Raw genomic sequence first — 26190 nt, 5'->3', positions numbered from 1 at the left:
TAGAAACTGTACATAGTGAACTTATTAACAATCACGTTTATTTATATAAAATCTTACTCGAAAGGAGTTGAAAGTATGAAAACTAAATATCGCTTTATGATCTCATCATTTGCTGCTTGCGCTTATATGATTTGGTATTTAGTATAATAACGACCTCACTTGCAAATAGGAAAAGGTGTGTATATAAATGGAATATAATCAATCAACAGTTAACTACTGGAAAGCTTTTGTATTACCATATACATTTGCTTTAGAAGAGTTAAAAACTAAATTTGAAATTATGAACCGGGAAGCTCAATTTCTAGAGGATTACAACCCGTTTGAACATATAAAAACAAGACTAAAACAACCTGAAAGTATTATTAAAAAACTAGAGCGCAAAAACTTATTACCAACAGTTGAAAATGCTCAAACACATTTACAAGATATTATTGGTATTCGTATTACATGTTGCTTCGTAGAAGATATCTATCATTTGAAAGAAGTCATTCAAAAACGCGAAGATATGGAAGTCATAGAAGTAAAAGATTATATCGCTAACCCAAAACGAAACGGATATAAAAGTTTACACATGATCATTAAATACCCTTTGTCACTAAATTCTGGTACAAAAGATGTATTTGCAGAAATTCAGTTACGTACACTGGCAATGGACTTTTGGGCAAGTTTAGAACACAAACTTTATTATAAATATGAAGGAAAAATACCGGAGTATTTAAAAGATGAACTACATGATGCAGCAATGAAAGCTGAAGATCTGGATAATAAAATGGCCACAATTCGTCAAGATATTGATGATATTGAGGCATGTTCAAATCAAATTATGCTACCACTATAAAAAAAGGTTCTCGCCAATGAGAACCTTTTTTATATCATTTTTTGGAAGTACGACTCCACACTTATTAAAGTTTCACGTTATTTTTTCTCTATTGTTCGAACCTCTTCAATCTTCCATTTACCCTCTTCTTTTCCAAGGGCATACTGTACTTTCTTTTGAAGAGTAATACTGTCGTCTACTTCCTTTTCTTTCGTTTCAACAATAACATACCCTACTTTACTAACATTCATATCTATATGTTCCAATTCAATTTTCTTATTTCCCTTTTGAAATGCGGCTTCTTTTTGTGTTTTTAAGTCTTCAGCACTAGGCATCTTCTTTGAAAATAACTCCATATGTTCTGCAAGATTTTTTTCATTGGTCGTTCGCACAAATGTATGAATAATATCTTGAATAGATTTCTCTTCTTCTTTTGTTATTTGTACCTTTTCCTCAGTTTTTTTAGTAGTAGATTTTTGTGCTACATTATTCTCTTCTTGTTGACATCCAACTAGTAATACTACAAATGCTAGAAGGAATCTTAATTTCGCAAATATTTTTTTCATATTTCCAACTCCTAAAAAGAAAAGCGAGGCAGTTCGCCTCACTTTCGCTCTTAATTAGCGTCTTCCTTTATTCGGATCACCACCGCCAACAATATCAAAGACACGTTTCGCTATATTTGTATTCTCTTGAACGCCAGAGAACAAGTATTTACCTGGACCAAATGCATACACGTTCACATCTTCCCCTGTATGTCCACCTGTTGTCCAGCCTGTAACCGAGCGCTTATTGAAAATATCTTCAATTGCATTATCAATCTTTGTTACATCTTTTGACGGAGCTATATCATTTACAGCTTGAATTTCTTCTGGAGTTAATTGTAAATCAATATACTTTTTCAATGTTTCTTCTACATTTGCACCTTTTGCAATCTCATTTGCCATAAAGTCTGGTGTGCGTTTTGCAGCTTTAATTGGATCTACTTTAAAGTTATACTCGCCATTGGCACCTAAAGATAAGCCACCAGTAGCGTGATCTGCCGTTGCAACAACTAACGTATTTTTATCTTTTTTCGCAAACTCAATCGCTGCTTTGAAAGCTTTTTCGAAGTCTTCCATTTCACTCATTGCACCAACAATATCATTATCATGTCCAGCCCAGTCGATTTGACTTCCTTCCACCATTAAGAAGAAACCATTTTTATTTTTGTTCAAACGCTCAATTGCTGCATTAGTCATTTCTTCTAATGAAGGTGTTTTCTCATTGCGGTCAATCATTTTATCTAATCCACCTGGTGCAAATAAACCAAGAATTTGATCATTTTTATCATTTAACAATTGATCTCGATCCGTTACATAGCTATAACCAGATTTCTTAAACTCTTCTGTAAGATTACGATCTTTTCTAACAAAGTTCTTTACGCCGCCGCCAAGCATAACATCTACCTTATGCTTCCCTTTAATTTTCTCATCAAAATAATCATTTGCAATTGCATCCATATTTTTACGGCTAATGTCATGCGCACCGAAAGCAGCTGGTGTTGCATGTGTAATTTCAGAAGTTGCAACGAGTCCCGTTGATTTCCCTTTTTCTTTCGCTTGCTCAAGAACTGTTTTCACTTCCGCTTTATCATTATCAACTGCAATTGCAGCATTATATGTTTTAATTCCTGCTGACATAGCTGTTGCTGCCGATGCAGAGTCTGTAATATTTTCATGTTCATCTTCTGGGTATGTTTTTTGTGTTCCTACAAGATGCTTATCAAATTCTGTAGATTCCATTTCAAAGGTTTTTGGATTATCTTTCATATAACGGTGAGCCGTCATATATGAAGGACCCATACCATCCCCAATTAATACGATAACATTTTTAATCTTTGCATTGCTTCCGTTCTCATCTGCATTAACCTCACTAGAACGAGTAAAATTCCATGTTGCTACCGAAGTAACTGCTAATGATGCCACAACTGCAAATGGCCATGCTTTTTTCACAAACTTTTTCACTGTCTTATCCCCCTAATTAGGTTATTCATTTCCCACTATCAAATTTAATGGAAGACTATTAAGAGAAAATTAGCTGTATGTAAATTTTTTGTTAACTTATGTAAATATCAGTTATAATTTGTATAAGTTTGTCTTTTTGTATCAATCATTCCGCCCTTTACAATTTAAATATAAACAAGTTGGATTTCATTTAACGTAAATCTCTTTTTTTACATTTTGACTCTATGTTTATGAAAATAAATAGAAATGCGGTGAGCCTTTATGAAAATAGTAAAGCTAAATGAATCTTTTATTTTTGAATTACTTAATCTTTGCAAATCTGTTGGATGGTTACACGATGAAATTTTTATGAAAAAACAATTCGAAATGTATCTTTCTATCGGCACACTTGTAGGTTACATTCATGAAAACAAACTCATTGCGACTGGAGGAGTATTTCCCTTTACAAGTAACTTCGCTTCCATTGGTATGTTAATCGTTCACCCTAATTTTCAAGGACGCGGAATAGGGCGCATGTTGCTAAATCATTGCTTGGAACAAATTCATCCAAAACAACCCATTGCACTTATTGCGACAAAAGCTGGCGAACCTCTATACACATCATGCGGATTTCAAACAGCAACAACGATTCATCGTTTTGAAAAGCAAACTATTAAGACGTACCCTTCTCACTTACAACAAGTACAAGAAGAAGACCTTATATCTGTTACTTCTCTGGATCAAATTGCAACTGGTATGAATCGTTCTCTACTTTACTCTTTGCTATTACCAAGGACCGTACACTCTTTTAAAATTGAAAGAAATAACTGTATAGAAGCTTTTTCATTATGCATACAAAAGGGCAATATATTATGTATCAATCCACTTATCGCCAAGCAAGAAGAAGATGCTATCCAATTATTAAAAAAGATATGTGAATGTTGGAATGGTATAGTACGAATTGATGTTCCACACTCACAATTTACATTTCGTCAATTTCTTCAAACAGAAAATTTCCAAGAAACGCTCCTTTCACCTCTTATGATAAAAAATGGTAGCCAACTTCCTGGAAATCGTAATATGCTATTTGCTATGATAGATACAGCGTTATGTTAGAAAGGAGACACCTAATTGAAGCGATTTAGCTATTTTATGGTAGGTTGTCTTACTCTTACACTATTAGTAGGATGTAGTGCAGCAGAAAAGCCAGTAGAACAAGTAAAACAAGTTGAAAATACAATTACAGCGAAACTAGCTACCGAGGAAAAAATGGTAGAAATAGATGGTCAAACCATTTACTTTAAAAAGATTGGTAATGAAAAACCACCTTTACTTATGATTCATGGCTTTGGAGGGTCATCAGATGGTTTTCAAAAGATTTACTCCGATCTAGCAAAAGATCATACAATTATTTCTGTAGATGCTTTAGGATTCGGGCGCTCATCTAAGCCAATGGATTTTTATTATTCTTTTCCAACTCATGCAAATTTGTATTATAAATTAATGAAAAAACTAGGGTATGATTCATTCGCAATACTGGGGCATTCCATGGGGGGAGAAATTTCTCTAAATTTAACATATTTATATCCTGAAGCAGTTACTCACCTTATTTTAACTGATGCTACAGGTGGCCCTCATACATTCGTTAATAAACAAGGCTCACCAAAACCACAATTGTCGACTGATTTAAATGCCGTTTCTTCTATTACAGATTATGATGAAAGCAAAGTGAAATTCAAACGTAATGATGAAGAGCATTATAATAAAATGAAATTATGGCCTAGACGTCTTAAAATTAATGCAAATGAAATAAAACAGCCAACTTTAATTATATGGGGCAGAAATGATAGTAGCGTTTCCTGGAAAGAAGGAGAAACGTATCATCAATTCTTAAAAAATAGCACTTTACATATTATTGAAAAAGGTTATCATGCACCATTTCGCCAAGAACCACAAGAATTTGTCGGGTATGTAAAAGATTTCTTTAAGAACAATCCGATTAAAGTTGAAAAATAACATAAACGGGTATCTCAAAATGAGATACCCGTTTTCATATATTAAGCAGCTTGCTTTTGGCGTTTTGGAGTTTTTGATCCTAATACTTTCGGGATAACGAAGCCATCCATTCCAAATTTCCCAGCGTTCATACCGGAAACAAGAACAAACATAGATAAGATAACCATCTCAGGGTTCACACCAATTGACCCACTAAACATATAGGAAAAGTTCATTACAAGACCAAAAAAGACCGCTGTTTTTGTTAAACAGCCTACAATTAAACCAATTCCGACTAAAATTTCTCCCCATGTTACAAGTGTATTAAACAAATCTACATTTGGAATTGCAAATTCTTGTAAGAATGATGCCCACCAAGATTGAACAGCCGGTTGTGCACCTTTAGATTTTTCAATTGCCCCTTGCAAATAACCTGTTGCATCGAATCCTTTTCCTTGTAGTTTACCTATTCCAGCCATTAACCATGTGTAACCAAGATATACTCGAATTACTGCTAATGCAAAAGAAACTGCTTTGTTTTCTCTTAAAAATTGAATAACCATATCTTCCTCCTAAAGTTGTAATTAAGTTAGTTACAGATAATATAATAACATTAGTTACTTATTTTTCAAACGTTAATTATGAATAATCTGTGACATGCGTATGAAACATTAAAAACTAACGTTTATATAGTAACTTTTATTACCTGTAAAAACTTGAACATATCATACCACAAGTGATAACCATTTTCATTGAAAAAAATGTAAAAAAAATGCGAGTTAAATGTGAAACACGTTTATTCGAATATAGAATAAACGTGTTTCACACTAATTATAGAATCGAAATGTATGTGTCTCCTCATCAATTAAACTCGCTTCTTGAAACGCTTCTTCTAACGTTTTCCCATGGTTAATAACCCCATAAAATAAGCGTATAGTAAACATAAGTGCTGCATTTCCATCTACATAATCAATCGATCCAATATATGATTTCGCACCACTATGTAAAAAAGATTTTGCTAGATTTTGCTCCCCTAACGTACACCCGCTATTTACAATATGTGTATTATGCAATTTTGCATATTTATAAATTTCTTCTGTACCAAAATACCCTCTCGGTTCATCTTGTTCATATACTTCTTCGCCTAACTCTTCCATGACAAACTTCCCTTCTTCACCATGAAAGCAAAAAATAATATAATTAATATTGTTAAATAAGTTCTTTCCAGAAAGAACTTCCACAAAATCTTTCGGTCTACCAATCCAATATGTCACAACCCTTGCACCAAAATATTCAAGAGATGCTCGGATTGATTGCGCCTCTAAATCCGAATTAAAACCAACTACTAATGCAATATTCAACATACAACCCCCATCCTATAATCAGCCCTTATCAATCAGAATTTTATGGGATAAATCCATTTCATATATGCCCGTTTCTTTCAAAAAATCTGATCTAGTTAAAACGACTTTCTGTAAATATTGCCTATATGCTGTAATTGTTCCATCGTGAGATACAATGCAAATTCTTTCAGCACCCAGTTCATAACACCAAAGAAGAAATTTATCTACTATTTGCTGAAAACTATTCTCTGAAATAGTGTTTATACCTTCCTTCCATAACTGATTATTTGAGCTTTTCTCTATCGAAAAATGCGGAAATAACTTTGTTATCATTCCCTGATCTACTATATAATCGCACGGTAATGTTTTCGCTCCTTCTCGATAAGGAAAAATACGTGGGGATACATATGGATGGACTAGTTTTTGACAAGCAACTTTCGCACTCCATATTGTCGCCGTTTGCAAAGTTCTAAGTGTAGGACTAGCAATTAATATATCCGTCTCTTGCAATGGCACATTGCATTGAAGTAATTTAGCTTGAGCCTTTCCTACTCTCGTCAATGGTGGGTCAAACACTTGTAAACTTTCTGGTAAATCCGTTGTATGTTCACCTTCACCATGCCGAACAAAAACGATTTTCATATTCAGCCTCCTCTTACTATAAAATCCTCACACATATTTCTTCCCTATTGCATTCTTTATTCCTGCTGTATAAAAACCGATATGTAAAAAACATTTGACACTAATCTTTGTAAAATATTACAATATTACATGTAAAATACTTTTTACACCGAAAGGAGAATTACATATATGAAATGGATAATTGTCTTTATTGGAATGATTGTATGGGGATATATAAACGGCTTCTTTAGTAGTGATCAAACTGCTAATCCCTGGATTACAGATGATGAACGTGAAACAAAAATTAAACAAAAAGCAATTACGGCAAGCTGGTCCGGTGTTTTTATGTTTTGTACCATTAGCCTCTTAAATAAATGGTTAGGTTTAAGCACAAACGATAAATCACCGTACTTACCAGACCCTATCGCAGCTATTTTAAAGGAAAATGTAGAGTTACAAGTTTTACTCATGCTATTTGTTATGTATGGAATATTTTACTTACATTATCGAAGAAAATTAAGTGCCTAACTTCTAACTCATGATTATCCTCCTAAATGGTTATAGTAATTAGGACGAAATGAAAGGAGCGATAGAAAAATGAGTAACTCGAATGAATTTTTAGATACACTACATGAAAAACAAGCAAAAGATGAACAAAATAGAAAGCGCCAAGGGAACGGAAACCCAGCGAAAAAAAAGCCAAATAAAACGCATAAATAGCAATAAAAAACTGCCTAAAATGATCTTTTAGGCAGTTTTTTATTGTTATTTCACCGAGATGACATTTTCCCAATTCCATTTCTCATAATACCACGCTGGTACATCTATATTTTCAATCCACTTCTTTTCCTGTTTCCCATCTTTATGAGCAAGCCATACATCCGCTTTCTTACGGTCTGAACGTATCCAAATTAATTGATTACTCTTCTTCATGAAGATCGGGTGGTAATCCCCTTGCCTGTTCTTTTTCTTTGTGATTTGATGCTGTGCATTACTTGTACTATCGACCTCATACAAAGATGGTAGTGGCCTTTTTTCTGGTGGAGTTTCTATCCCTGCCTCCTTTGCTCGTGAAACGATAATTACTCTATCGTTCTTCCATACAAAATCCCAATCAACATATCCTTTCGGCGTAAATATGTTCTGCTGAAGTGCTGGCAATTCCTTTACTTTTAAATGCTTATTTTCTAATGCAACTCTTCCGCTCCCTTCAATATAAGCTAATATATTTTTTGTTGGTGCCCATTGAAACCATTGTGCGTTTAGTAACATTTGATCTACTTTTTCAAGCCGACTGCCATCTGCACGAACTAAGCAAAGCGTATTACTATCAGCTGACCATGAAGCTGTCGGTACTGCTAAAAATGAAATCCACTTTTGATCTGGTGACCACTTAAAGCCACTTGCTACTAGCGCTAGGAAATCATCATGTTCATTTGGCAATGCATACAAATGCTTCATTTTGTGAGGATTCATATGTGCATCTTTTTGCACTTCATATAGCTGAGCCCCTGTCCATCCTGTTGGAAGTAAGTGCGCTTCAGAGGATACAAGAAAGTTCTTTCCATCGGGGTACCATTCATAATCCCCTACACCAGCCGATACATTTTCAAAATCTGCATTCTTTTTTTCTACATCAAATGTATTTAATGTACCTGTAAATATAAATGCAATTATATTTTCTGTTGGTGACCATTGATAATTCGATGCTTCTGAGTGAAACGGCGTAACTTTCTTTCCATCTTTCAGCCGATATAACTCAAGAATATTTTGTTTCTTCCCTTTTACATATGCCAGCCATTCTCCATCATGTGACCACTTTGGCCCTGTTATGTTCTCTCCTTTTGTAAGTTGTTTTTCTTTCCCCTCAACTTTAATCCAAAGGTTATGATGACGAATAAAAGCAACTTTCACACTATTATTTTCTGCGCTAGTAATAGTGATAGAACACAAAAACATAAACAACACTACACTACCACTTACTATTAGCCTTTTCATACCATCACTCCATTTCCCTCATAGCATTCCTCACTTTCTTCCTACAATATGTGAAAAATATCGATTCGACATAATCAGAAAAAATTTCCCAAGAAATTTTCAATTCATAGAGTATTGGTATGAATTATGTCGAAAGTATAGTTTAGCCAACATTTATATTTATAAGTTATAACTAAAATGTAAGATTTTATTTCTGAATATTGGCACTTTTTATCAGGGGGGAGTATCAATGAAAAAAACTACATCTACACTATTAAGCATGGCGCTTGTCTTTTCTAGTTTTGGAGCTTTAAGCGCTCATGCTGAATCACTACAAAAGGAGAAGCAATTTAGTCCACAATTAAAAACAACGATTGAACAGTGGAGAGAACATAAAATTGCTCAAAATGTTGAAACGAAAACAACAAAAGAAATATCAGTAATTGTAGAATTGCAACATGCACCTCTCGCTGCTCAAAGTAATATTCAGCATGCTCCAGATTTACAAAATAGTAATGCTCAGTCTTATCATGCTGAGCTAAAAAAAGCACAAGAAGATACGACTAAGAAAATAAAAGAAAAAGCACCTGGTGCAAAAATTAAAGAAGTGTATAATACGTTATTTTCCGGATTCTCTATTTCAGTTCCTGGAGATCAAATTACCTCTCTTGCCTCTTTACCTGAAGTAAAAGCAGTCTATCCGAACTTAACATATAAATTGCATGAAACATCAAAAAGTACTACTAACGAAGAAGCACCAAATATCGGTGGACCGACAATTGGTGCACCTGAAGCGTGGAATTTAAAAGATCCATCTGGCAAACCGCTTGATGGAAAAGGCATGAAAGTAGCCATTATCGACTCTGGCGTAGACTATACACACCCTGACTTAAAGGCAAATTATATCGGTGGATATGACACGGTTGATGAAGATAGCGATCCAATGGATGGTAACGTACATGGTACTCATGTAGCTGGAATTATTGCGGGTAATGGAAAAATTAAAGGCGTTGCTCCAAACGCTTCTATTCTAGCCTATCGTGTAATGAATGACGGTGGAACTGGTACAACAGATGATATTATCCAAGGGATTGAGCGAGCGATTCAAGATGGTGCGGATGTGTTAAACCTCTCCCTTGGGCAAGATTTAAATGTACCTGATCAGCCTGTAACATTAACGTTAGAACGAGCAGCGAAACTTGGTGTTACTACTGTCGTTTCAAATGGAAATGACGGACCAAAACCTTGGTCTGTTGATGCTCCCGGTAACGCAAGTAGTGTCATTTCTGTTGGAGCATCTACGGTTTCTATCCCGTTTCCAACATTCCAAGTAGCTGGTTCCAGCAAAACATATCAAGGGTTACCGTTATCAAAATCCGATTTTCCAATAGGAAATGATTCCCCTCTTGTATATGTTGGTTATGGCAATCCAAGTGATTATGCAAAACAAGATGTGAAAGGGAAATTCGCACTTATTTTACAAGGTACTTCTAGTACATTAGTAAAAGCAGAACAAGCGAAGCAAGCTGGGGCACTTGGTGTGTTATTAATCTCTAACGAAAAAGAAATTAATATGATGCCGGAATATTTTTCACGTGAACATCTGGCTATCCCAGTAATGCAATTATCAAATACAAATGGGGAAGAATTAAAAACTTTAATCACAAAACGAAAGAAAAATATAAAAATTGGACAACCAAAGCAAACAGAACTTATCGGTAACTTTAGTTCAAGAGGACCATCACAAGGAAGTTGGCTAATAAAGCCTGATGTTGTTGCACCTGGAGTACAAATTACTAGTACAGTACCGCGAGGCGGCTATGAATCGCATAACGGAACAAGTATGGCTGCTCCGCAAGTAGCTGGAGCGGTTGCCCTCTTGCGTCAAATGCATCCGGATTGGACGACAGAACAATTGAAAGCGGCTCTTGCTAACAATGCAAAAACATTACATGATGTCAATGAAAATACATACCCTGTTATGGCACAAGGATCTGGTTTAATTAACATTCCGAAAGCAGCTCAAACAAATGTATTAGTAAAACCTAACAATGTCAGCTTTGGTCTTATTAAGCCAAATAGCGGAAAAGTAAAACTGACGCAAAATGTTACATTACAAAACCTTTCTAGTAAAAAGAAAAGTTTTTCAACTCGTGTGGAATTACTAGATGCCAACACAAAAACAAAAGTAAAAGCTTCTGTCCCTTCATCGATTAGCATACAACCGAATAGTAGTACCGAAAAACCATTTACTATCACGGTAGATAGCTCACTACCACAAGGTGTGTATACTGGAAATGTATATGTAAAAGAACAAGGGGCAAAAGAAGAAATTCGAATTCCATTCACATTTAGTATCGATCCTAAAGATTATAAACGTATCGATGGACTTGAAATTATTAATTCTACTTTTAGCCCAAATGGCGACCACGTACTAGATGATAATCTCATCAACTACTATTTAGTTGCGCCTGTGGATGATGTAACATTACATGCAAATTTAGTTACGAAAGAACGTGTAACGTATCAAGGGATTATCCATCAAGCTAAAAATGCAACTCCTGGATACAAACCTTTCAAATGGAATGGTACAAAAGCAGATGGCACTCCTTTAGCTGACGGGCTATATCAAATCGAAGCAGTTGCTTCTAATTCTGGTGGAGAAACAAAACAAACAGCTGCTGTATTTCTTGATCGAACTGCACCTAAGTTAACACACGAAGTTGACCAAGAAAATCTCGTAATTAGAGGAAAAGTTGATGATATTCTACTAGATTGGATGTCAGAATCTGGTTGGATAGCACCTGGTATTCCAGTGAGAATGCAATATGAAATTAACGGAAATGGTGTATGGGAACAGGCATTCCTGAACCCTTGGGAGAAAAGCTATGACATTTATTTCGATCGCACTCAATTACACGAAGAAAAAAATACTATTCACATTGTAGCAACTGATGCAGCTGGCAATACCTCTAATTTAACTGTTAATTTAGAAGTGAAATAAAGTGAAGCCTTAATCAGTAGAGATTTTGTTCATCCCCACTGATTATTAGCCTTCACCAATCGGGGGTTACGGGCAGTTATTCTCCCACCGAATTTTGAGGTAGGAATTTTACTGCTCATTAACACGGGATAAAAAATTTTTGTTGACAATTTTTTTAATATAGTTTTATAATACAAAACATAGTTTAGTTGAACGAATTATATATCGGCTTTGAAGGAATGCTAGTAGCGACTTATATCACTGTCCCAGAGAACTGATGGTTGGTGCGAATCAGTACATATACAAGCGTGAATTACAATTCTGGAGCTTCTTTCCCGTAATGCTTTTTATGCATGAAGAGAAAGACGGATCTTTCCGTTATCGTAAAGTGAGTGGTAAACAATTAGTTGTTTACAAATAGGGTGGTACCGCGATTTTTATCGTCCCTATCGGATTTTCCGATAGGGACTTTTTTGCATCCATCCTCTTACACAATTTCATATATACGCGTTGAAAGAATCGCAGTAGTATCTTATATCCCTGTTACAGAGAGCTAATGGTCGGTGGAAATTAGCACATATATAAGTATGAATTACAATTCTGGAGCTTCTTTTTCGTAGTGCTTTTATGCATGAAGGAAAAGACGGAATTTTTCCGTTATCATTAATTGAGATGTAAGTATATTTTCACTTACAAATAGGGTGGTACCGCGATTCTTTCGCCCCTATCGGATTTTCCGATAGGGGCTTTTTCTATTTATCACAGAAACATATGTTAAATAATTCCGAATCTTATGATAAAATTTTATAAGCGCTTACAAAAAATGAAAGGGGGTGATACAAGCTATACGAAATCAATATTCAATTTTATTGAAAAAAAGGAGGATGTCTAAATGACAAAGAAAACAGAAATTCCATCGCATTTAAAACCATTTGTATCCACACAACATTATGATCAATACACACCGGTGAATCACGCTGTGTGGCGTTATATTATGAGACAAAATCATAGCTTCTTAAAAGACGTTGCTCATCCAGCCTATGTGAACGGACTACAATCATCTGGTATTAATATAGATGCAATTCCAAAAGTAGAAGAAATGAATGAGTGTTTGGCACCAAGCGGCTGGGGCGCTGTAACAATTGACGGACTTATTCCTGGCGTAGCATTCTTCGATTTTCAAGGACACGGATTACTACCGATTGCAACAGATATCCGGAAAGTAGAAAATATCGAGTACACACCAGCTCCAGATATCGTACATGAAGCCGCAGGACACGCACCGATTTTACTTGATCCTACATATGCAAAATATGTGAAACGTTTTGGGCAAATTGGTGCAAAAGCTTTCTCTACAAAAGAAGAACATGATGCATTTGAAGCTGTTCGTACATTAACGATAGTAAAAGAAAGCCCTACTTCTACTCCTGATGAAGTTAAGGCTGCTGAAAATGCTGTAATTGAAAAACAAAACTTAGTTTCTGGTTTATCGGAAGCTGAACAAATTTCACGTCTTTTCTGGTGGACAGTAGAATATGGATTGATCGGAAATATAGATGATCCAAAGATATATGGTGCTGGTCTCCTTTCTTCTGTTGGCGAAAGCAAACATTGCTTAACAGACGCTGTAGAAAAGGTTCCATTCTCTATAGAGGCATGTACAAGTACAACTTATGACGTAACAAAAATGCAACCACAACTATTTGTTTGCGAATCATTTGAAGAATTAACAGAAGCACTTGAGAAATTCTCTGAAACGATGGCCTTTAAAACTGGTGGTAAAGAAGGATTAGAAAAAGCAATTCGCTCTGAGAACTATGCAACAGCTGAGCTAAATAGTGGATTACAAATTACAGGTACATTTAGCGAGACAATTGAAAACGATGCAGGTGAATTAATTTACATGCGAACAAATTCGCCAACGGCATTAGCGCTTCATAATAAACAGTTAGCGAATCATTCTACTTCTGTACACAATGACGGATTTGGAACACCGATTGGATTACTTACTGAAAATATTGCATTAGAAAATTGTACAGACGAACAACTACAATCATTAGGAATTACAATTGGAACTATCGCTGAGTTTACTTTTGCAAGTGGTATTCATGTAAAAGGAACAGTAACAGATATTGTGAAAAATGATAAGAAAATTGCTCTTATTTCCTTTATCGATTGCACAGTTACTTATAACGCCCGCGTTTTATTTGATGCTTCATGGGGCGCATTTGATATGGCTGTTGGCTCACAAATCACTTCAGTATTCCCAGGTGCCGCAGATGCTGCAGCATTCTTCCCAATGGATGAAGAAATTCAAGAAATTCCTGCTCCACTTGTGCTGAATGAACTTGAACGTATGTATCAAACAGTTCGAGATATTCGAAGTGAGGGGATTTTACACGACGCGCATATCGATCAATTAGTAGCAATCCAAGAAGTATTAAATAAATTTTATGCGAAAGAATGGTTGCTGCGCCTTGAAGTATTAGAGTTACTTTTAGAGCATAACAAAGGGCATGAAACATCTGCAGCATTACTACATCAACTTTCTACTTTCACAACTGACGAAGCTGTAACACGCCTTATTAACAATGGTCTTGCGTTACTTCCAATAAAGGATGTGAAAAATGATGCTAAGATTAACTGAAGAAGAAGTTCACGAGGAATTATTGAAGGTAGATAAATGGATGGTAAAAGATGAGAAATGGATTGAACGAAAATATATGTTTTCCGACTACTTAAAAGGAGTCGAATTTGTCTCTGAAGCCGCCAAACTATCAGAAGAACATAATCACCATCCATTTATCCTTATCCAGTATAAAGCAGTTATTATTACTTTGTCATCTTGGAATGCAAAAGGTTTAACGAAACTAGATTTTGAGCTTGCAAAACAATTTGATGAACTATTTTTACAAAACGAAAATGCAATTATAAGAAAATAAAAAAGAGAAGCCTTTTTAGGCTTCTCCTTTTATTTGGAAATGGATACAATGTCCAAATGGATCCTCGACTTGTAATATTCCATCTTTGTACGTAGCAATCTTACCAATATTTTTTAAGCTTTCACATACTTGCTCTTTTTGTTTTTCATCCGCTAATACAATTGTGAAATATTTCAAACCAACAGAACCTGGCATTTGCGGTGGTACCCCTTCACCTTGCCATGTATTTAAACCGATATGGTGATGATAGCCACCTGCTGATACGAACAACGCTCCATTACGAGCTGGGATTGTTACTTCAAAACCAAGACCATCAACATAGAAACGTTTCGCTTCCTCTAAATCAGCTACATGGAAATGAATATGCCCCATCACAGTACCAGCTGGAAATCCACTCCATGTACTTCCTTGCTGCAATAATTCTTCACCAGCTAACGGGTTACTAACAAATGGGAGCTCTCCATTCTCATCACGCCAAACTTCTTTTTGTCGATCATGATAAATTTCAATCCCGTTTCCATCTGGATCAGCTAAATAAAGAGCTTCACTAAAGTAATGATCGGCCCCGCCATGTAGTGGATATACCATTTCTACAAGATGACGAAGAACATTCGCTAAATCCTGCCTACTTGGTAATAAAATTGCGTAATGATATAACCCTGTTCTTCCTCTTTGCTTCGGAAAAGCTTCTTTCTTTTCTTCAATGATAAGAAGTGGTTCATCATTTTCATTCCCAAATGTAACGACTGCTTTTTCTTCTTTTAGCACCTTCATACTTAGTACTTCCGTATAAAACTCTAGTGATTTCTTTACATTAGATACGTATAAATGAACAACATCCAGTGTTGTATCGGGATGAAGTTGAAAACTCATCTTGTTAGCCCCCCATTTAAATTAGTTCTTCTTTGACATTTTTTCTTTTAAGAAATTATCTACAAAACCATCAGCTTTTGCAACAAATAAGTATGCACCCATTGCTAATAATGCAAGTTCTAATTCGAAACCAGGATTTTTTCCATCTCCCAATAAACCAGCTGACCATTTTACTTTTACGATTGCTCCAACCATAACAAGTGCAAATAATAATCCAATATATCTTACACCTAAACCTAGAATTAATAATAGGCCTCCAACTAATTCAAATGTTGCTACACCGTATGCAAGTCCTCCTGGTAAACCAATGCTTGTAAACCACCCTGCAATATTGTCAATTCCTGATTGGAATTTTGTTAAACCGTGCATGAAGAATGTTACCCCTAACACGATACGAATAATTAAGTTACCAATATGTTGATTCATTTCTTTCTCTCCTTTATAGTTTTCTTATACAAAACTTTTATTTATATTACAAAACATACACTAATTTTTTTTATTCGTCAATTCATTTTCACTGGGAAAAAATATATTTTTTTTGCTATGATACAAATAGTTGTTTACAAAAAGGAGCTTGATTTTATGAATATTGGTTCTGCAATACGTGAAATTCGTCAACGTAGGGGCATAACAATCGCACAAATTTGTGAGGGAACAGGTCTTTCTAAAGGATTTATGAGTCAGGTTGAAAATAATAAAACATCACCATCTATCTCAACTTTAGAAACGATCTCCAATTTTTTAAACGTTCCCCTTCCCTATCTATTGTTAGAGCAAAAAGATCGATTAAAAATTGTCAAAAAAGAAGAACGGAAATACAGTGTATACGGCAAAGATGAGCAAAGAATTGAACATGTTGCGGAGCAAGGGGGCCTTCGCCTATCTTTAGTAGAAATCCCTACTGGATTCCCGAAAGAAAACTCACCAAATGCCCATGAAGGGGAAGAATGTCACCTTGTATTACGCGGAAAACTAGAAGTTCAGCACGGTGAAGATATTGCAATTGTAGAAGAAGGTGATTCTTTCTCATGGAATGCATGCGTTCCTCATATTGTTCGTAATATAGGAGAAGAAACTGCATTATTACTCATCTCTAGTTATGCAGAAAATCGAAAACGTGTTTACTAAATAATAAAAAAGAAGCCTGCTAAACAGGCTTCTTTTTTATCCCCTTATAATTCCATAACTTGTCCCCACTAGTACAGTCTTTTCGTGTTGATTGCGATAAACTGACTCGATTGAAACTTTTTTATAACCTTCCATTTGCTCAACATTTGTTAAAGTTAATTCACAAGTGATTGTATCTCCTGTGAAAACTGGTCTAATAAACTCACTTACTAATTCTCTTGCTATGTAATGTAATTCTTCGCCTACTTTCGTTCCAATGCTAGCAGTCAATAAACCATGGACCATTAATCTTCCATTTTCATCATATTCCACATGGTGTCTACCTTTATCTCCGGTAATATTTGCAAATTCAAACACCTCTTCCTCAGTAAATCTTCTTTCATATTTAAATACATCCCCAACTTTTATACTCATTTTTATCCCCCTAATAATAAACAGAATTTTCTTTTATTTTATCATAAAACGATCCTCAATCCATTCTCTATTATCAAATCCTCAAAATTACCTCGCTAAACTTTTACTTTTCATTCATTTATCGGTGACCATCTCTTTTCGCGACTTGATATCCATAATACGCACATGTTCCATTTCTCGATAGCTCTCTAACTTCAAATCCACAGCTTCTATAAAAATCAAAATTGTTCGCAGAAGTATGTGCAAACCAGTCACCATGTGGTAGCTTTTGCAAACAAAGAGCGACAAGTTTCTTACCTAATCCCTTCCCTCTATATTCACATTTCACAACTAAATTTACTATGTTCGCGACCATGATTCCATCAGAAATGACTCTAACCATGGCAATCATCTCTTCTTCATCCCAAATTGTGAATGCCCATGTTGAATTTTCAAATGCTATCGTGAATTTTTCAATTTGCCAAGAAGGGATATTATCATTGCTCCAACCGGCATCTTCGAATAAAGTCTTAATTGCATATGCAGGTACACCATTCGTCCCCTCACGAATAATAAGTCCATTATGATAAATGTACATGTAATCCCTCCTTTATTTTTATATACCATTCTTCAAAAAATGCAATTAACCTTTTTTCATCCAACGCGCCTAATGGAATAAACGAGAACATCCATCCCATGAAATGAAGTTGTTTTCTCATAACTAAGCCCCGTTTTTCTAGCAACAAAGATTGAGGCGGGGTGGTCCGGATTAATAAGAGAAATCAATTTATTCATTCGTAACGCTTGGAAGCCATAGTCTCGAAATGCTGCCGCTGCTTCTCTCGCATAGCCTTTTCCCCAATACTGAGGTAATAACCAATAACCAATTTCAATTTCCTCTTTTCCATCTATCTGCTGCTTTACTAATCCTGCATGACCAATCCGTATCCCCGTTTCCTTTTCAATTAATACAAATAAACCGAGGCCGTTTTTATAGCTAGGAATTACCCACTCTTCCAAACTTTTTTTACATTGCATATATGTTTTTAAATTCCCATTTCCAATATAGCGCATTACTTTTTCGTTTCCCCATAGTGAAGCGTAGAACTGTAAATCATCCATTGTATATTTACGAATTTGTAAACGGTCTGTATGAAACATTCCTTCACTCCTTTCTACTAATTTCTTCTTAATTTCACAATCATATTTTGTATGCACAATAAGTGTTACCATTTATTATAAATGAATCAACCACATAACACAGAATATTCAATCTTATAGAAACAAAAAAAGCAGTAGACAAATATTGTCCACTGCATCCATATCATAACTAGCATAAAGAAAACTACAATTGAGGGGGGTGTAGGATTTTCAAATATACTAGATACTTATCCCGTTCTAACGGGCGGTAAACTTTCCAATTGTTTCAAGTGAAAAGTTTACCGCACATAAGAACTTCCTTCGTTCATTAAGATAGTATTGCTAAATAATCATATACACGCTTAGATTTCTCTCCACCCATTCGTGCATGTTGAAGAAGAGAAATACCATGAGGACCAGATGCGCGCAATGCTTCTGGTTGAGCTACTAAAATAGCTTGTACAACTTCTAATTCACCAAGCATAGCTGCTGCAAAAATATCCATCCGAGCACCCTTTTCTAGTAAATAAAGAGCAATATCTTTACGACCTACATGTGCCGATGCGCCTAACGCACTTTCCCAATCTGATCCACCCCAATTATAAGAGGCGTGAAGTAAGCTTGGTGATTCAACCAATAGCTCTTGTACTTTCTCTAAATCCCCGTGAGCTGCCATAACAAATTCTCTTACTAATTCAATGGTAATACGCTCTTCTGTTTGCATCGCTCTTCTCCCCTTTTAGAAATTCGTTTCGGTGTAAAAAAAGGCTTGTCACTTCCCTGAAAAATATCTACATCTATGCCAAATACATGTTGAAACATTTCATGGCATAGTACTTCTTCTGGTATACCATCATACTGAATTTTTCCTCGCTTTAATACAAGTAAACGATCGCTATATTGAGCAGCTTGGTTAATGTCATGTAAAACCATTATAATTGTCATTCCAAACTCCTCATTTAATCGTTTCACAAGTTCCATTACTTCCAACTGGTGAACGATATCTAAAAAGGTTGTTGGTTCATCCAATAATAAGACATTTGTACGTTGCGCTAGCGTCATCGCAATCCAAGCACGTTGCCGTTCCCCTCCTGATAAAGAATGTAAAAGACGATATTCATACCCTTCAAGATTTGTAACAGACAATGCCCAATCAACAATTTCTTCATCTTCTTTATTTAAGTGGCTACTCCATGATTTATGTGGACCTCTTCCGAACTCAATTAGTTCTTTCACTGTTAAATCTAATTGATGATCATGCATTTGTGGTAACATTGCTAATTGCTTCGCTACATCAGCACTCTTCATCATATGAATATTTTTCCCATCTAAAATGATGTCCCCTTCGCTTTGTTTCAGTAGCCTTGCTATTAAACGAAGCAAAGTAGATTTTCCCGATCCATTCGGACCAATTAAACTAACGATTTCTCCAGCCTTAATATGTACATTCATATTTTGCATTTGAAATCTTTCAGAGTGTGCGTAAAACACTTTGTTAACGGAAATCACTTTGTTTTCCTCCTCTATGAATTAAATATAAGAAGAACGGACCACCTAAGAAGGACAGTAAAATACCAACAGGCAATTCGATTGGGTCAAACCAACTTCGAGCTATTGCATCCGCAAAAACAAGTAATACCCCGCCGCCAAGGCATGATAAAGGTAGCAAATATCTATAATCATTTCCAACTAATAAACGTAGCATATGTGGTACGACAAGACCGACAAATCCAATAAGACCAGACACACTTACTGCAATTCCAGCTAATAATGTACTTACTACGATTAAATAAAACCGACTTTTTTCCACGTTATGTCCTAATAACTTTGCCATTTCATCTCCAAGCATTAACACTCGAATATGCTTAATACCAAAGAAAGCTAATATAATGGCGAATATTGCATAATAAATAATCATATTTAAATGTGCCCAACTTACACCACCAATACCACCCGCTAGCCACGGTAACACCGATTGTACTTTGTCACTATGTAATAACATTAATGCTGACGTTGCTGCACCAATTAATGCATTGATCGACACCCCTACTAAGACGATTTTTGAAGGTGGTGCCCCTTTTTGCCATGATAAAGCATAAATAACCATCGCTGTTATGAAAGCTCCTAAAAACGCCCCTAGTGGTAAAAAAGCTAGATGCTGTGGGAATAAAATCATGATGACAATTGCTACAAGGCCTGCCCCAGATGAAACTCCGATAATACCAGGATCTGCAAGAGGGTTTCTCATAACTCCTTGTAGCAGTGTACCAGATGCAGCTAAACATGTTCCTACTATAAACCCAATGAGCACTCTCGGTATGCGAAGATCCCATACAATTCGATGAACTGTCGAACCTTCATCTTGTATACCCGTTAGAATATCTCGTACAGAAAAGGATAAACTTCCTGCGAAAAGACCGTAAAAGAGACCTAGGATTGTTAATACAACTAAAGTAACTGCTATTATCCATCTTTTTTTCGCAAAAGGATGTTCCTTTTCTCTTACTACTTCACTACTTTCCATAGTATCATTTCCTTACATCTTGTATACTTTTATACATAAAGTCCATTGCTTCTGTAACTTTTGTACCAGGATTAGATCCAAATAAATCAGGTGGCAAAATAACTACGCGGTTTTGTTTTACTGCCTCTAAATTTTTCCACGCTTCATTTTTCATCATTTCGCCTTCGAATGCTTTTTTCACACTTTTTGGATCTCCGTGTGTAATTAAATAAATCACATCTGGATTCGCCTCAATAATACGTTCTACACTTAGCTGTGCATATTGCGGATATTCTTTCGTTTCTGGAAAATCAGAAGCAATATTTTTTCCGCCTGTTTTTTCTAAAATATCACCTGATAAAGATGTTGGTAATGCCGCTAAATAAGTTCCTGGTGCGCCATACACTAGCAATGCTTTCGCATCGCTCTTTTTCTCATATTTCTTCATTTGATCATTCATTTTTTGATTAATTTCTTTTGCTTTATCTTCTTTCTTCATTACCGTTCCATATAATTCAATATTTTTTTGAATATCTTGTACAGAATTCGCAGAAGAAATGATAACTTGCGTTCCTTGTCCTTCAACCGTTGGCACATTCTTTTGGAATCCATTGTTAGCAACAAGTACATCGGGCTTTAAACTAGCAATTTGCTCAAAATTCGGTTGATGTGCATTCCCAATTACTTGTGCTTTCTTTAGCTCATCCGGAAGAGTTAATTTCGTATCCGGGCGACCTACTATTTTTCCACCTAAAGCATGAATAATATCCATGTCCCCCATACTTAATGTTGCAAAACTTTCTGGCACTTTATCGAATGTTACCTTTCTTCCTGATAGGTCGGTAATTTCGATTTTCTCTTTTCCTTTTTCTGTTTTGGTTGCAGACGCTTTTTCGTCCCCTTTGGCACTGCAACCTATTAACAAGAAAAAAATAGATAAAATCGCTGTAAATAGCGTAATAGATTTTTTCATTCCTTCACCTCTAATTGATAATGATAATCATCAACTACTATTCTACTTTAATTGATAAGGATTATCATTGTCAACACGAAAGGCATATATTTTCCTACAAAAAAAACAAAAAGCGCGACAAAAAGATTTTTTCTTTTCGCTGCGCTCTAGTTAACAATATTATTCACATTCATTTTCCTCTAGCTGGTCACGCATCACTTTCACACGCTGAAAGAAAAAGAACGATAAGCTTAAAAATATAACGATGCTCCCCATCATAACAAAAAATTGGATTGTCTCTTTTGCTCCACTCGGAATCAATAAGCCAACCATTAACAATGTACTTACAGCGAGAAGCATTTGTCCAAACCGAGTATAATCTTCTATTTTTCCTTTTAATTCTTTCATTATATTCTCACTCCTCCATTTCACTGTATCATATTCTATGAAACTGAAAGACCAGTAAATACAGCCATTCTGGGAGATGTTTTCCAATAAAAAAAGAGCCGCTTTTACTGCGGCTCTTTTTTTATCATTATTCACCTTTATATGCTTCCATATAAATTTCTTTCAGCTCTGAAATAAGCGGTAACTTTGGATTAGCAGTTGTACATTGATCTTCAAAAGCTCTTTCTGCTAATACTCCAACAACCTCTTCAAATTGCTCTTTATCGACTCCTTGTCCCGCAATACTCATATTAATATTTAAGCTTTTTCCAAGCTCAATAATTGCTCGGACGAGTGATTCCACCCCTTCTGCTGCCGAACTTGCTGGAAGCCCGAGCATTCTCGCTATATGTGCATATCTTTCATCTGCCACAAAGTGCTCATATTTTGGGAACAATGCGTGTTTTCTTGGCTTAATAGCATTATAGCGGACTACGTGCGGCATTAGAATGGCATTTGCGCGTCCGTGCGGAATATGGAATTCTGGTCCAATCTTATGTGCTAAGCTGTGATTAATACCGAGGAAAGCATTTGCAAATGCCATCCCTGCAATTGCAGAAGCGTTATGCATTTTTTCTCTTGCTTCTTCATCATTTCCATCTTTATATGCTCTCGGTAAATATTTGAATACGAGATCAATAGCTTTTAATGCTAATCCATCTGTATAGTCATTTGCCATAACAGACACATACGCCTCAATTGCATGTGTCAAAACATCCATACCAGTATCTGCTGTTACATGTGGTGGTACTGTCATTACAAATTGTGGATCAACAATTGCTACATCTGGTGTTAATTCATAATCTGCGAGCGGATACTTTATATTATTTTTCTTATCTGTAATAACCGCAAATGGTGTCACTTCTGATCCCGTTCCTGATGTCGTTGGAATCGCAACAAACTGCGCCTTATTTCCTAATTCCGGATATTTACATGTACGTTTTCTTATATCTAAAAATTTCTGTTTAATGCCATAGAATGTCGTTTCTGGATGCTCATAGAATAACCACATTCCTTTTGCTGCATCCATAGCTGAACCACCACCAAGTGCGATAATTACATCTGGCTTAAAGCTTTTCATCATTTCCGCACCTTTAAAAACAGTTTCATCTGATGGATCTGGTTCGACCTCAAAGAAAACTTCAACTTTCACATCATTTGCATGCTTGTTTAAATAGTGCGCGACTGTATCGACATAGCCATGTTCAACCATTCCGGGGTCCGTTACAATAAATGCACGTGAAATGTTAGGCATATTTGCTAAATAAGCTGTAGCATGTTTTTCAAAATAAATTTTTGGTGGCAGTTTGAACCACTGCATATTCTTTTTTCTATTTGCCAGCCTTTTTATATTTAATAAATGAGTCGCTGTTACATTTTGGGAAACTGAATTCTTTCCGTATGAACCACAACCAAGTGTAAGTGATGGAATAAATCCATTATATATATCCCCTATTCCACCTTGTGATGAAGGTGCATTTACAATGAGACGGCAAGCTTTCATACGTAACCCAAATTGCTTTTGCACATCTTTATTTGTAGAATGGATAACTGCTGAATGTCCTAAACCACCGAGGTTCAACATTTCTTCGCAATATGTAAATCCTTCTTCTAATGAATTTGCCTTCACACAAGCTAATACTGGACTCAGTTTCTCACGGGATAACGGATATGCTGCTCCGATACCTTGAATTTCAGCTACAAGCATTTTTGTATGTCCAGGAACAGTGATCCCAACTAAATCGGCAATATACTGTGCTGATTTCCCTACAATATCACTATTTACTGCACATGTATTTTCATTTATAACGAGCTTTTCTAATTTTTTTCTTTCTTCTTCTGTTACAAAGTAACAACTGTTTTCAATCATTTCTGTTTTAACATCATCATAAATTTCTTTATCGACAATGATTGCTTGTTCCGATGCACAAATCATACCGTTATCAAATGTTTTTGATAAAATTAAATCATTAACAGCTCGTTTTACATGTGCTGATTTTTCTATATAACACGGTACATTACCAGGACCAACGCCTAACGCTGGTTTTCCAGTAGAGTAAGCTGATTTCACCATACCAGCGCCTCCAGTTGCTAGAACGAGTGCTACACCATCATGGTTCATCAATTGTTTCGTCGCTTCAACAGACGGTCTTTCAATCCATTGAATACAGTGTTTTGGTGCACCAGCTTTCATCGCTGCATCATATACGGTTTTCGCTGCTGCCACAGAACATTTTTGTGCGGAAGGATGAAATGCGAAAATAATTGGATTTCTTGTTTTTATCGCAATTAACGCTTTAAACATTGTTGTCGACGTTGGATTCGTTACTGGTGTTACTCCAGCTACTACACCGACAGGTTCCGCGATTTCTATTATTTCTTCATGAGGATCTTCGTGAATAATCCCTACCGTTTTATCTTGCTTTATACTATGCCAAATATATTCAGTGGCAAAAATATTTTTAATGCATTTGTCTTCATATACACCACGGCCAGTTTCTTCAACTGCCAATTTTGCTAGCGGCATATGTTGATCAACACCTGCTAATGCCATTTCATGAACAATGTTGTCAATTTCCTCTTGTGTAAAACTTTCTAATGCTTGTAAAGCTTGTTGACCATTATTTACTAGCGTATCAATCATCTTTTTTACTTCCTGCATTTCATTTACAACTTTCTCTTTGACTACCATGTGAATTTCCTCCTATTCTACTATTACGGTCCTTATATGTCCCTGTAGGTCAAAATAAGTCCCAATTAACACAAAAAAATAGAGATGCTTTCCTACATGAATTTCATTGTTTGTGAAAAGTTTCACAAGTTTGTTCGTGAGTAACGTTTCCTGAATTCAATATACATGAAATCATTTCGTTTGTGTATGTCTATTTTGTGAAATGTTTCACAAAAAGACGTAATAAAAAAACGCACTGCTAATATAGAGCAGTGCGTTTTTTATTATGCTAGCGCTTGTGCTAAATCTTCAATTAAATCTTCACCATCTTCAATACCGACAGAAATACGAATTAATGTATCTGTAATTCCTAATTCTTTGCGGCGATCAGCTGGGATTGATGCATGTGTCATTTGAGATGGAATAGAAATTAAACTTTCTACCGCTCCTAAGCTTTCAGCAAGTGTAAAGTATTGTAGTTTCTCAAGTACTTTATTTAATGTTTCTTCACTATCTACATCAAATGAGATAATAGCACCAAACCCGTTTGCTTGTTCTGTTGCTAATTCGTGATTTTGATGTGATTCAAGACCTGGGTAATATACTTTATTTACTTTTGGATGATTATTTAAGAACTCAGCAATAGCACGTGAATTCGTTTCATGTTCTTCCATACGAATTCCTAATGTTTTTAAACCGCGAAGTAGTAAGAAGCTATCTTGTGGCCCAAGAATACCTCCTGTTGAGTTTTGTACAAAGTGAAGATCTTCTGCTAGTTGTGGGCTATTTACAACTACTAAACCTGCAACTACATCACTATGACCTCCTAAATATTTCGTTGCACTATGAAGCACAATATCTGCTCCTAAAGAAATCGGCGACTGCCAATATGGCGTCATGAATGTGTTATCAATAATTGTTAATAGGTCTTTCTCTTTAGCAAGAGTAGATATTTTCTTAATATCAGTAATTTTTAGTAGTGGGTTCGTTGGTGTTTCCACATAAATTGCTTTCGTATTTGGACGAATCGCTTCTTCAACTTCCTCTAAGTTTGTTGTATCTACAAATGTATGCTCAATACCGAAACGGTTTAATACTTTCGTAATAACGCGGTATGTTCCGCCATAAACATCATCTGTTAAAATAACGTGGTCACCTTTTGAGAACAACATAATTGTCGCTGTAATAGCAGCCATTCCTGAACCAAATGCAAATCCAGCATGCCCATTTTCTAATACAGCAATCATTTCTTCTAAAGCTGCACGTGTTGGGTTACCTGTACGTGAATATTCATATCCTTGATGCTTACCAACTGCTTCTTGTTTGTACGTACTTGTTTGATAAATCGGTACGTTTACAGATCCAGTTGAAGGTTCTCCTATGCGAATACCATGAATTAACTTTGTCTTTGCTCTCATTT

General features: G+C 35.7%; 27 protein-coding genes and 2 other annotated features. Of the genes, 9 read left to right on the top strand and 18 right to left on the bottom strand.

Translation table 11 applies throughout. From position 1 onward, the window contains the following. Nucleotides 1-187 precede the first annotated feature (187 nt). Nucleotides 188-838 carry a GTP pyrophosphokinase gene (locus tag ACTFR8_RS10965; RefSeq protein ID WP_000456219.1) on the top strand — a complete coding sequence of 217 codons (651 nt, stop codon included), beginning with the start codon at nt 188-190 and terminating at the stop codon, nt 836-838. Nucleotides 839-915: 77 nt separating this feature from the next. Here ACTFR8_RS10965 and ACTFR8_RS10960 read toward each other — a convergent pair whose 3' ends face one another. Together ACTFR8_RS10960 and ACTFR8_RS10955 are read right to left on the bottom strand one after the other, a co-directional pair. Then, the gene (locus tag ACTFR8_RS10960; protein WP_000717903.1) at nt 916-1383 is read right to left on the bottom strand and encodes a hypothetical protein; all 468 of its coding nucleotides are present in this window, start codon (nt 1381-1383) and stop codon (nt 916-918) included. 54 nt (nt 1384-1437) lie between these two features. Continuing rightward, entirely contained in the window at nt 1438-2823 is a 1386-nt protein-coding gene (locus ACTFR8_RS10955) for an alkaline phosphatase (RefSeq protein ID WP_000714912.1), read from the bottom strand. Between the two features lie 261 nt (nt 2824-3084). On the opposite strand from ACTFR8_RS10955, the gene ACTFR8_RS10950 reads away from it, so the two are divergent. Together ACTFR8_RS10950 and ACTFR8_RS10945 are read left to right on the top strand one after the other, a co-directional pair. Beyond that, nucleotides 3085-3918, top strand: a complete 834-nt coding sequence (locus tag ACTFR8_RS10950) for a GNAT family N-acetyltransferase (RefSeq protein WP_097918784.1) — start codon at nt 3085-3087, stop codon at nt 3916-3918. Nucleotides 3919-3933: 15 nt separating this feature from the next. Continuing rightward, nucleotides 3934-4818, top strand: coding sequence for an alpha/beta fold hydrolase (locus ACTFR8_RS10945; RefSeq protein WP_144607928.1), 885 nt, complete (start codon nt 3934-3936; stop codon nt 4816-4818). Nucleotides 4819-4859: 41 nt separating this feature from the next. Here the strand turns inward: ACTFR8_RS10945 and ACTFR8_RS10940 are convergent, their stop codons facing one another. The 3 genes from ACTFR8_RS10940 to ACTFR8_RS10930 all read right to left on the bottom strand — a co-directional run bounded on the left by ACTFR8_RS10940 (nt 4860) and on the right by ACTFR8_RS10930 (nt 6782). Then, on the bottom strand, nt 4860-5360 hold the full coding sequence (locus ACTFR8_RS10940) for a DoxX family protein (RefSeq protein WP_000236592.1): 501 nt from the start codon (nt 5358-5360) through the stop codon (nt 4860-4862). 264 nt (nt 5361-5624) lie between these two features. Continuing rightward, complete coding sequence (locus ACTFR8_RS10935) at nt 5625-6161, bottom strand: hypothetical protein (RefSeq protein WP_000931929.1); 537 nt, start codon at nt 6159-6161, stop codon at nt 5625-5627. 18 nt (nt 6162-6179) lie between these two features. Beyond that, nucleotides 6180-6782 carry a histidine phosphatase family protein gene (locus ACTFR8_RS10930; protein ID WP_000706242.1) on the bottom strand — a complete coding sequence of 201 codons (603 nt, stop codon included), beginning with the start codon at nt 6780-6782 and terminating at the stop codon, nt 6180-6182. A 168-nt stretch (nt 6783-6950) separates the two neighbouring features. On the opposite strand from ACTFR8_RS10930, the gene ACTFR8_RS10925 reads away from it, so the two are divergent. Together ACTFR8_RS10925 and ACTFR8_RS10920 are read left to right on the top strand one after the other, a co-directional pair. Further along, nucleotides 6951-7289: a hypothetical protein gene (locus tag ACTFR8_RS10925; protein ID WP_000871153.1), complete on the top strand. Its 339-nt coding sequence runs from the start codon at nt 6951-6953 to the stop codon at nt 7287-7289. A 69-nt stretch (nt 7290-7358) separates the two neighbouring features. After that, nucleotides 7359-7481 (top strand): DUF4023 domain-containing protein, encoded by a 123-nt coding sequence (locus tag ACTFR8_RS10920; protein ID WP_000071866.1) that lies wholly within the window; start codon nt 7359-7361, stop codon nt 7479-7481. A gap of 45 nt (nt 7482-7526) precedes the next feature. Here ACTFR8_RS10920 and ACTFR8_RS10915 read toward each other — a convergent pair whose 3' ends face one another. Then, nucleotides 7527-8759, bottom strand: a complete 1233-nt coding sequence (locus ACTFR8_RS10915) for a TolB family protein (RefSeq protein ID WP_144607926.1) — start codon at nt 8757-8759, stop codon at nt 7527-7529. Nucleotides 8760-8988: 229 nt separating this feature from the next. Here ACTFR8_RS10915 and ACTFR8_RS10910 point away from each other — a divergent pair, with 229 nt between their 5' ends. The 3 genes from ACTFR8_RS10910 (at nt 8989) to ACTFR8_RS10900 (ending at nt 14663) form a co-directional block, all read left to right on the top strand. Further along, complete coding sequence (locus ACTFR8_RS10910; protein WP_100619252.1) at nt 8989-11742, top strand: S8 family peptidase; 2754 nt, start codon at nt 8989-8991, stop codon at nt 11740-11742. 201 nt (nt 11743-11943) lie between these two features. After that, nucleotides 11944-12172 (top strand) — a binding site (T-box leader). A 50-nt stretch (nt 12173-12222) separates the two neighbouring features. Beyond that, nucleotides 12223-12450: a binding site (T-box leader), on the top strand. A gap of 163 nt (nt 12451-12613) precedes the next feature. Further along, entirely contained in the window at nt 12614-14368 is a 1755-nt protein-coding gene (locus tag ACTFR8_RS10905; protein WP_000163199.1) for an aromatic amino acid hydroxylase, read from the top strand. Next, on the top strand, nt 14349-14663 hold the full coding sequence (locus tag ACTFR8_RS10900; RefSeq protein WP_000979538.1) for a 4a-hydroxytetrahydrobiopterin dehydratase: 315 nt from the start codon (nt 14349-14351) through the stop codon (nt 14661-14663). Before ACTFR8_RS10905 ends, ACTFR8_RS10900 begins: the two co-directional genes overlap by 20 nt. A 15-nt stretch (nt 14664-14678) precedes the next feature. Here ACTFR8_RS10900 and ACTFR8_RS10895 read toward each other — a convergent pair whose 3' ends face one another. Beyond that, a complete protein-coding gene (locus tag ACTFR8_RS10895) occupies nt 14679-15536 on the bottom strand; it encodes a VOC family protein (protein WP_000009844.1) in 858 nt (285 codons plus the stop codon). A 21-nt stretch (nt 15537-15557) separates the two neighbouring features. After that, nucleotides 15558-15962 (bottom strand): DoxX family protein, encoded by a 405-nt coding sequence (locus tag ACTFR8_RS10890; RefSeq protein WP_001071553.1) that lies wholly within the window; start codon nt 15960-15962, stop codon nt 15558-15560. A gap of 156 nt (nt 15963-16118) precedes the next feature. Here ACTFR8_RS10890 and ACTFR8_RS10885 point away from each other — a divergent pair, with 156 nt between their 5' ends. Beyond that, nucleotides 16119-16664, top strand: a complete 546-nt coding sequence (locus tag ACTFR8_RS10885) for a helix-turn-helix domain-containing protein (protein WP_001020693.1) — start codon at nt 16119-16121, stop codon at nt 16662-16664. Nucleotides 16665-16700: 36 nt separating this feature from the next. Here ACTFR8_RS10885 and ACTFR8_RS10880 read toward each other — a convergent pair whose 3' ends face one another. From ACTFR8_RS10880 to ACTFR8_RS10835, 10 genes are all read right to left on the bottom strand, one after another. Further along, entirely contained in the window at nt 16701-17078 is a 378-nt protein-coding gene (locus ACTFR8_RS10880; RefSeq protein WP_000025015.1) for a MaoC/PaaZ C-terminal domain-containing protein, read from the bottom strand. Nucleotides 17079-17196: 118 nt separating this feature from the next. Further along, nucleotides 17197-17655 carry a GNAT family N-acetyltransferase gene (locus ACTFR8_RS10875; protein ID WP_000276114.1) on the bottom strand — a complete coding sequence of 153 codons (459 nt, stop codon included), beginning with the start codon at nt 17653-17655 and terminating at the stop codon, nt 17197-17199. A 56-nt stretch (nt 17656-17711) separates the two neighbouring features. Further along, nucleotides 17712-18290 carry a GNAT family N-acetyltransferase gene (locus ACTFR8_RS10870; RefSeq protein ID WP_000258037.1) on the bottom strand — a complete coding sequence of 193 codons (579 nt, stop codon included), beginning with the start codon at nt 18288-18290 and terminating at the stop codon, nt 17712-17714. 235 nt (nt 18291-18525) lie between these two features. Next, a complete protein-coding gene (locus ACTFR8_RS10865) occupies nt 18526-18921 on the bottom strand; it encodes an ankyrin repeat domain-containing protein (protein ID WP_001192763.1) in 396 nt (131 codons plus the stop codon). Beyond that, nucleotides 18888-19706, bottom strand: coding sequence for an ABC transporter ATP-binding protein (locus ACTFR8_RS10860; protein WP_000626525.1), 819 nt, complete (start codon nt 19704-19706; stop codon nt 18888-18890). Before ACTFR8_RS10860 ends, ACTFR8_RS10865 begins: the two co-directional genes overlap by 34 nt. Further along, the gene (locus tag ACTFR8_RS10855) at nt 19693-20721 is read right to left on the bottom strand and encodes a FecCD family ABC transporter permease (protein ID WP_000445960.1); all 1029 of its coding nucleotides are present in this window, start codon (nt 20719-20721) and stop codon (nt 19693-19695) included. The genes ACTFR8_RS10860 and ACTFR8_RS10855 overlap by 14 nt, the downstream gene beginning before the upstream one ends. Nucleotides 20722-20725: 4 nt before the next feature. Continuing rightward, on the bottom strand, nt 20726-21673 hold the full coding sequence (locus ACTFR8_RS10850; protein ID WP_000748453.1) for an ABC transporter substrate-binding protein: 948 nt from the start codon (nt 21671-21673) through the stop codon (nt 20726-20728). A gap of 159 nt (nt 21674-21832) precedes the next feature. Next, nucleotides 21833-22060: a YrhC family protein gene (locus ACTFR8_RS10845; RefSeq protein ID WP_000661265.1), complete on the bottom strand. Its 228-nt coding sequence runs from the start codon at nt 22058-22060 to the stop codon at nt 21833-21835. 127 nt (nt 22061-22187) lie between these two features. Further along, the gene (adhE, locus tag ACTFR8_RS10840) at nt 22188-24791 is read right to left on the bottom strand and encodes a bifunctional acetaldehyde-CoA/alcohol dehydrogenase (RefSeq protein ID WP_000260499.1); all 2604 of its coding nucleotides are present in this window, start codon (nt 24789-24791) and stop codon (nt 22188-22190) included. Between the two features lie 263 nt (nt 24792-25054). Then, complete coding sequence (locus ACTFR8_RS10835; protein ID WP_001201908.1) at nt 25055-26188, bottom strand: bifunctional cystathionine gamma-lyase/homocysteine desulfhydrase; 1134 nt, start codon at nt 26186-26188, stop codon at nt 25055-25057. Between the last annotated feature and the right edge of the window lie 2 nt (nt 26189-26190).

Source organism: Bacillus cereus group sp. MYBK15-3 (assembly GCF_051916765.1).
GTDB lineage: Bacteria > Bacillota > Bacilli > Bacillales > Bacillaceae_G > Bacillus_A > Bacillus_A cereus.
Note: the sequence above shows the minus strand (reverse complement) of the source record. Positions and strands in the feature narration are given on the sequence as shown.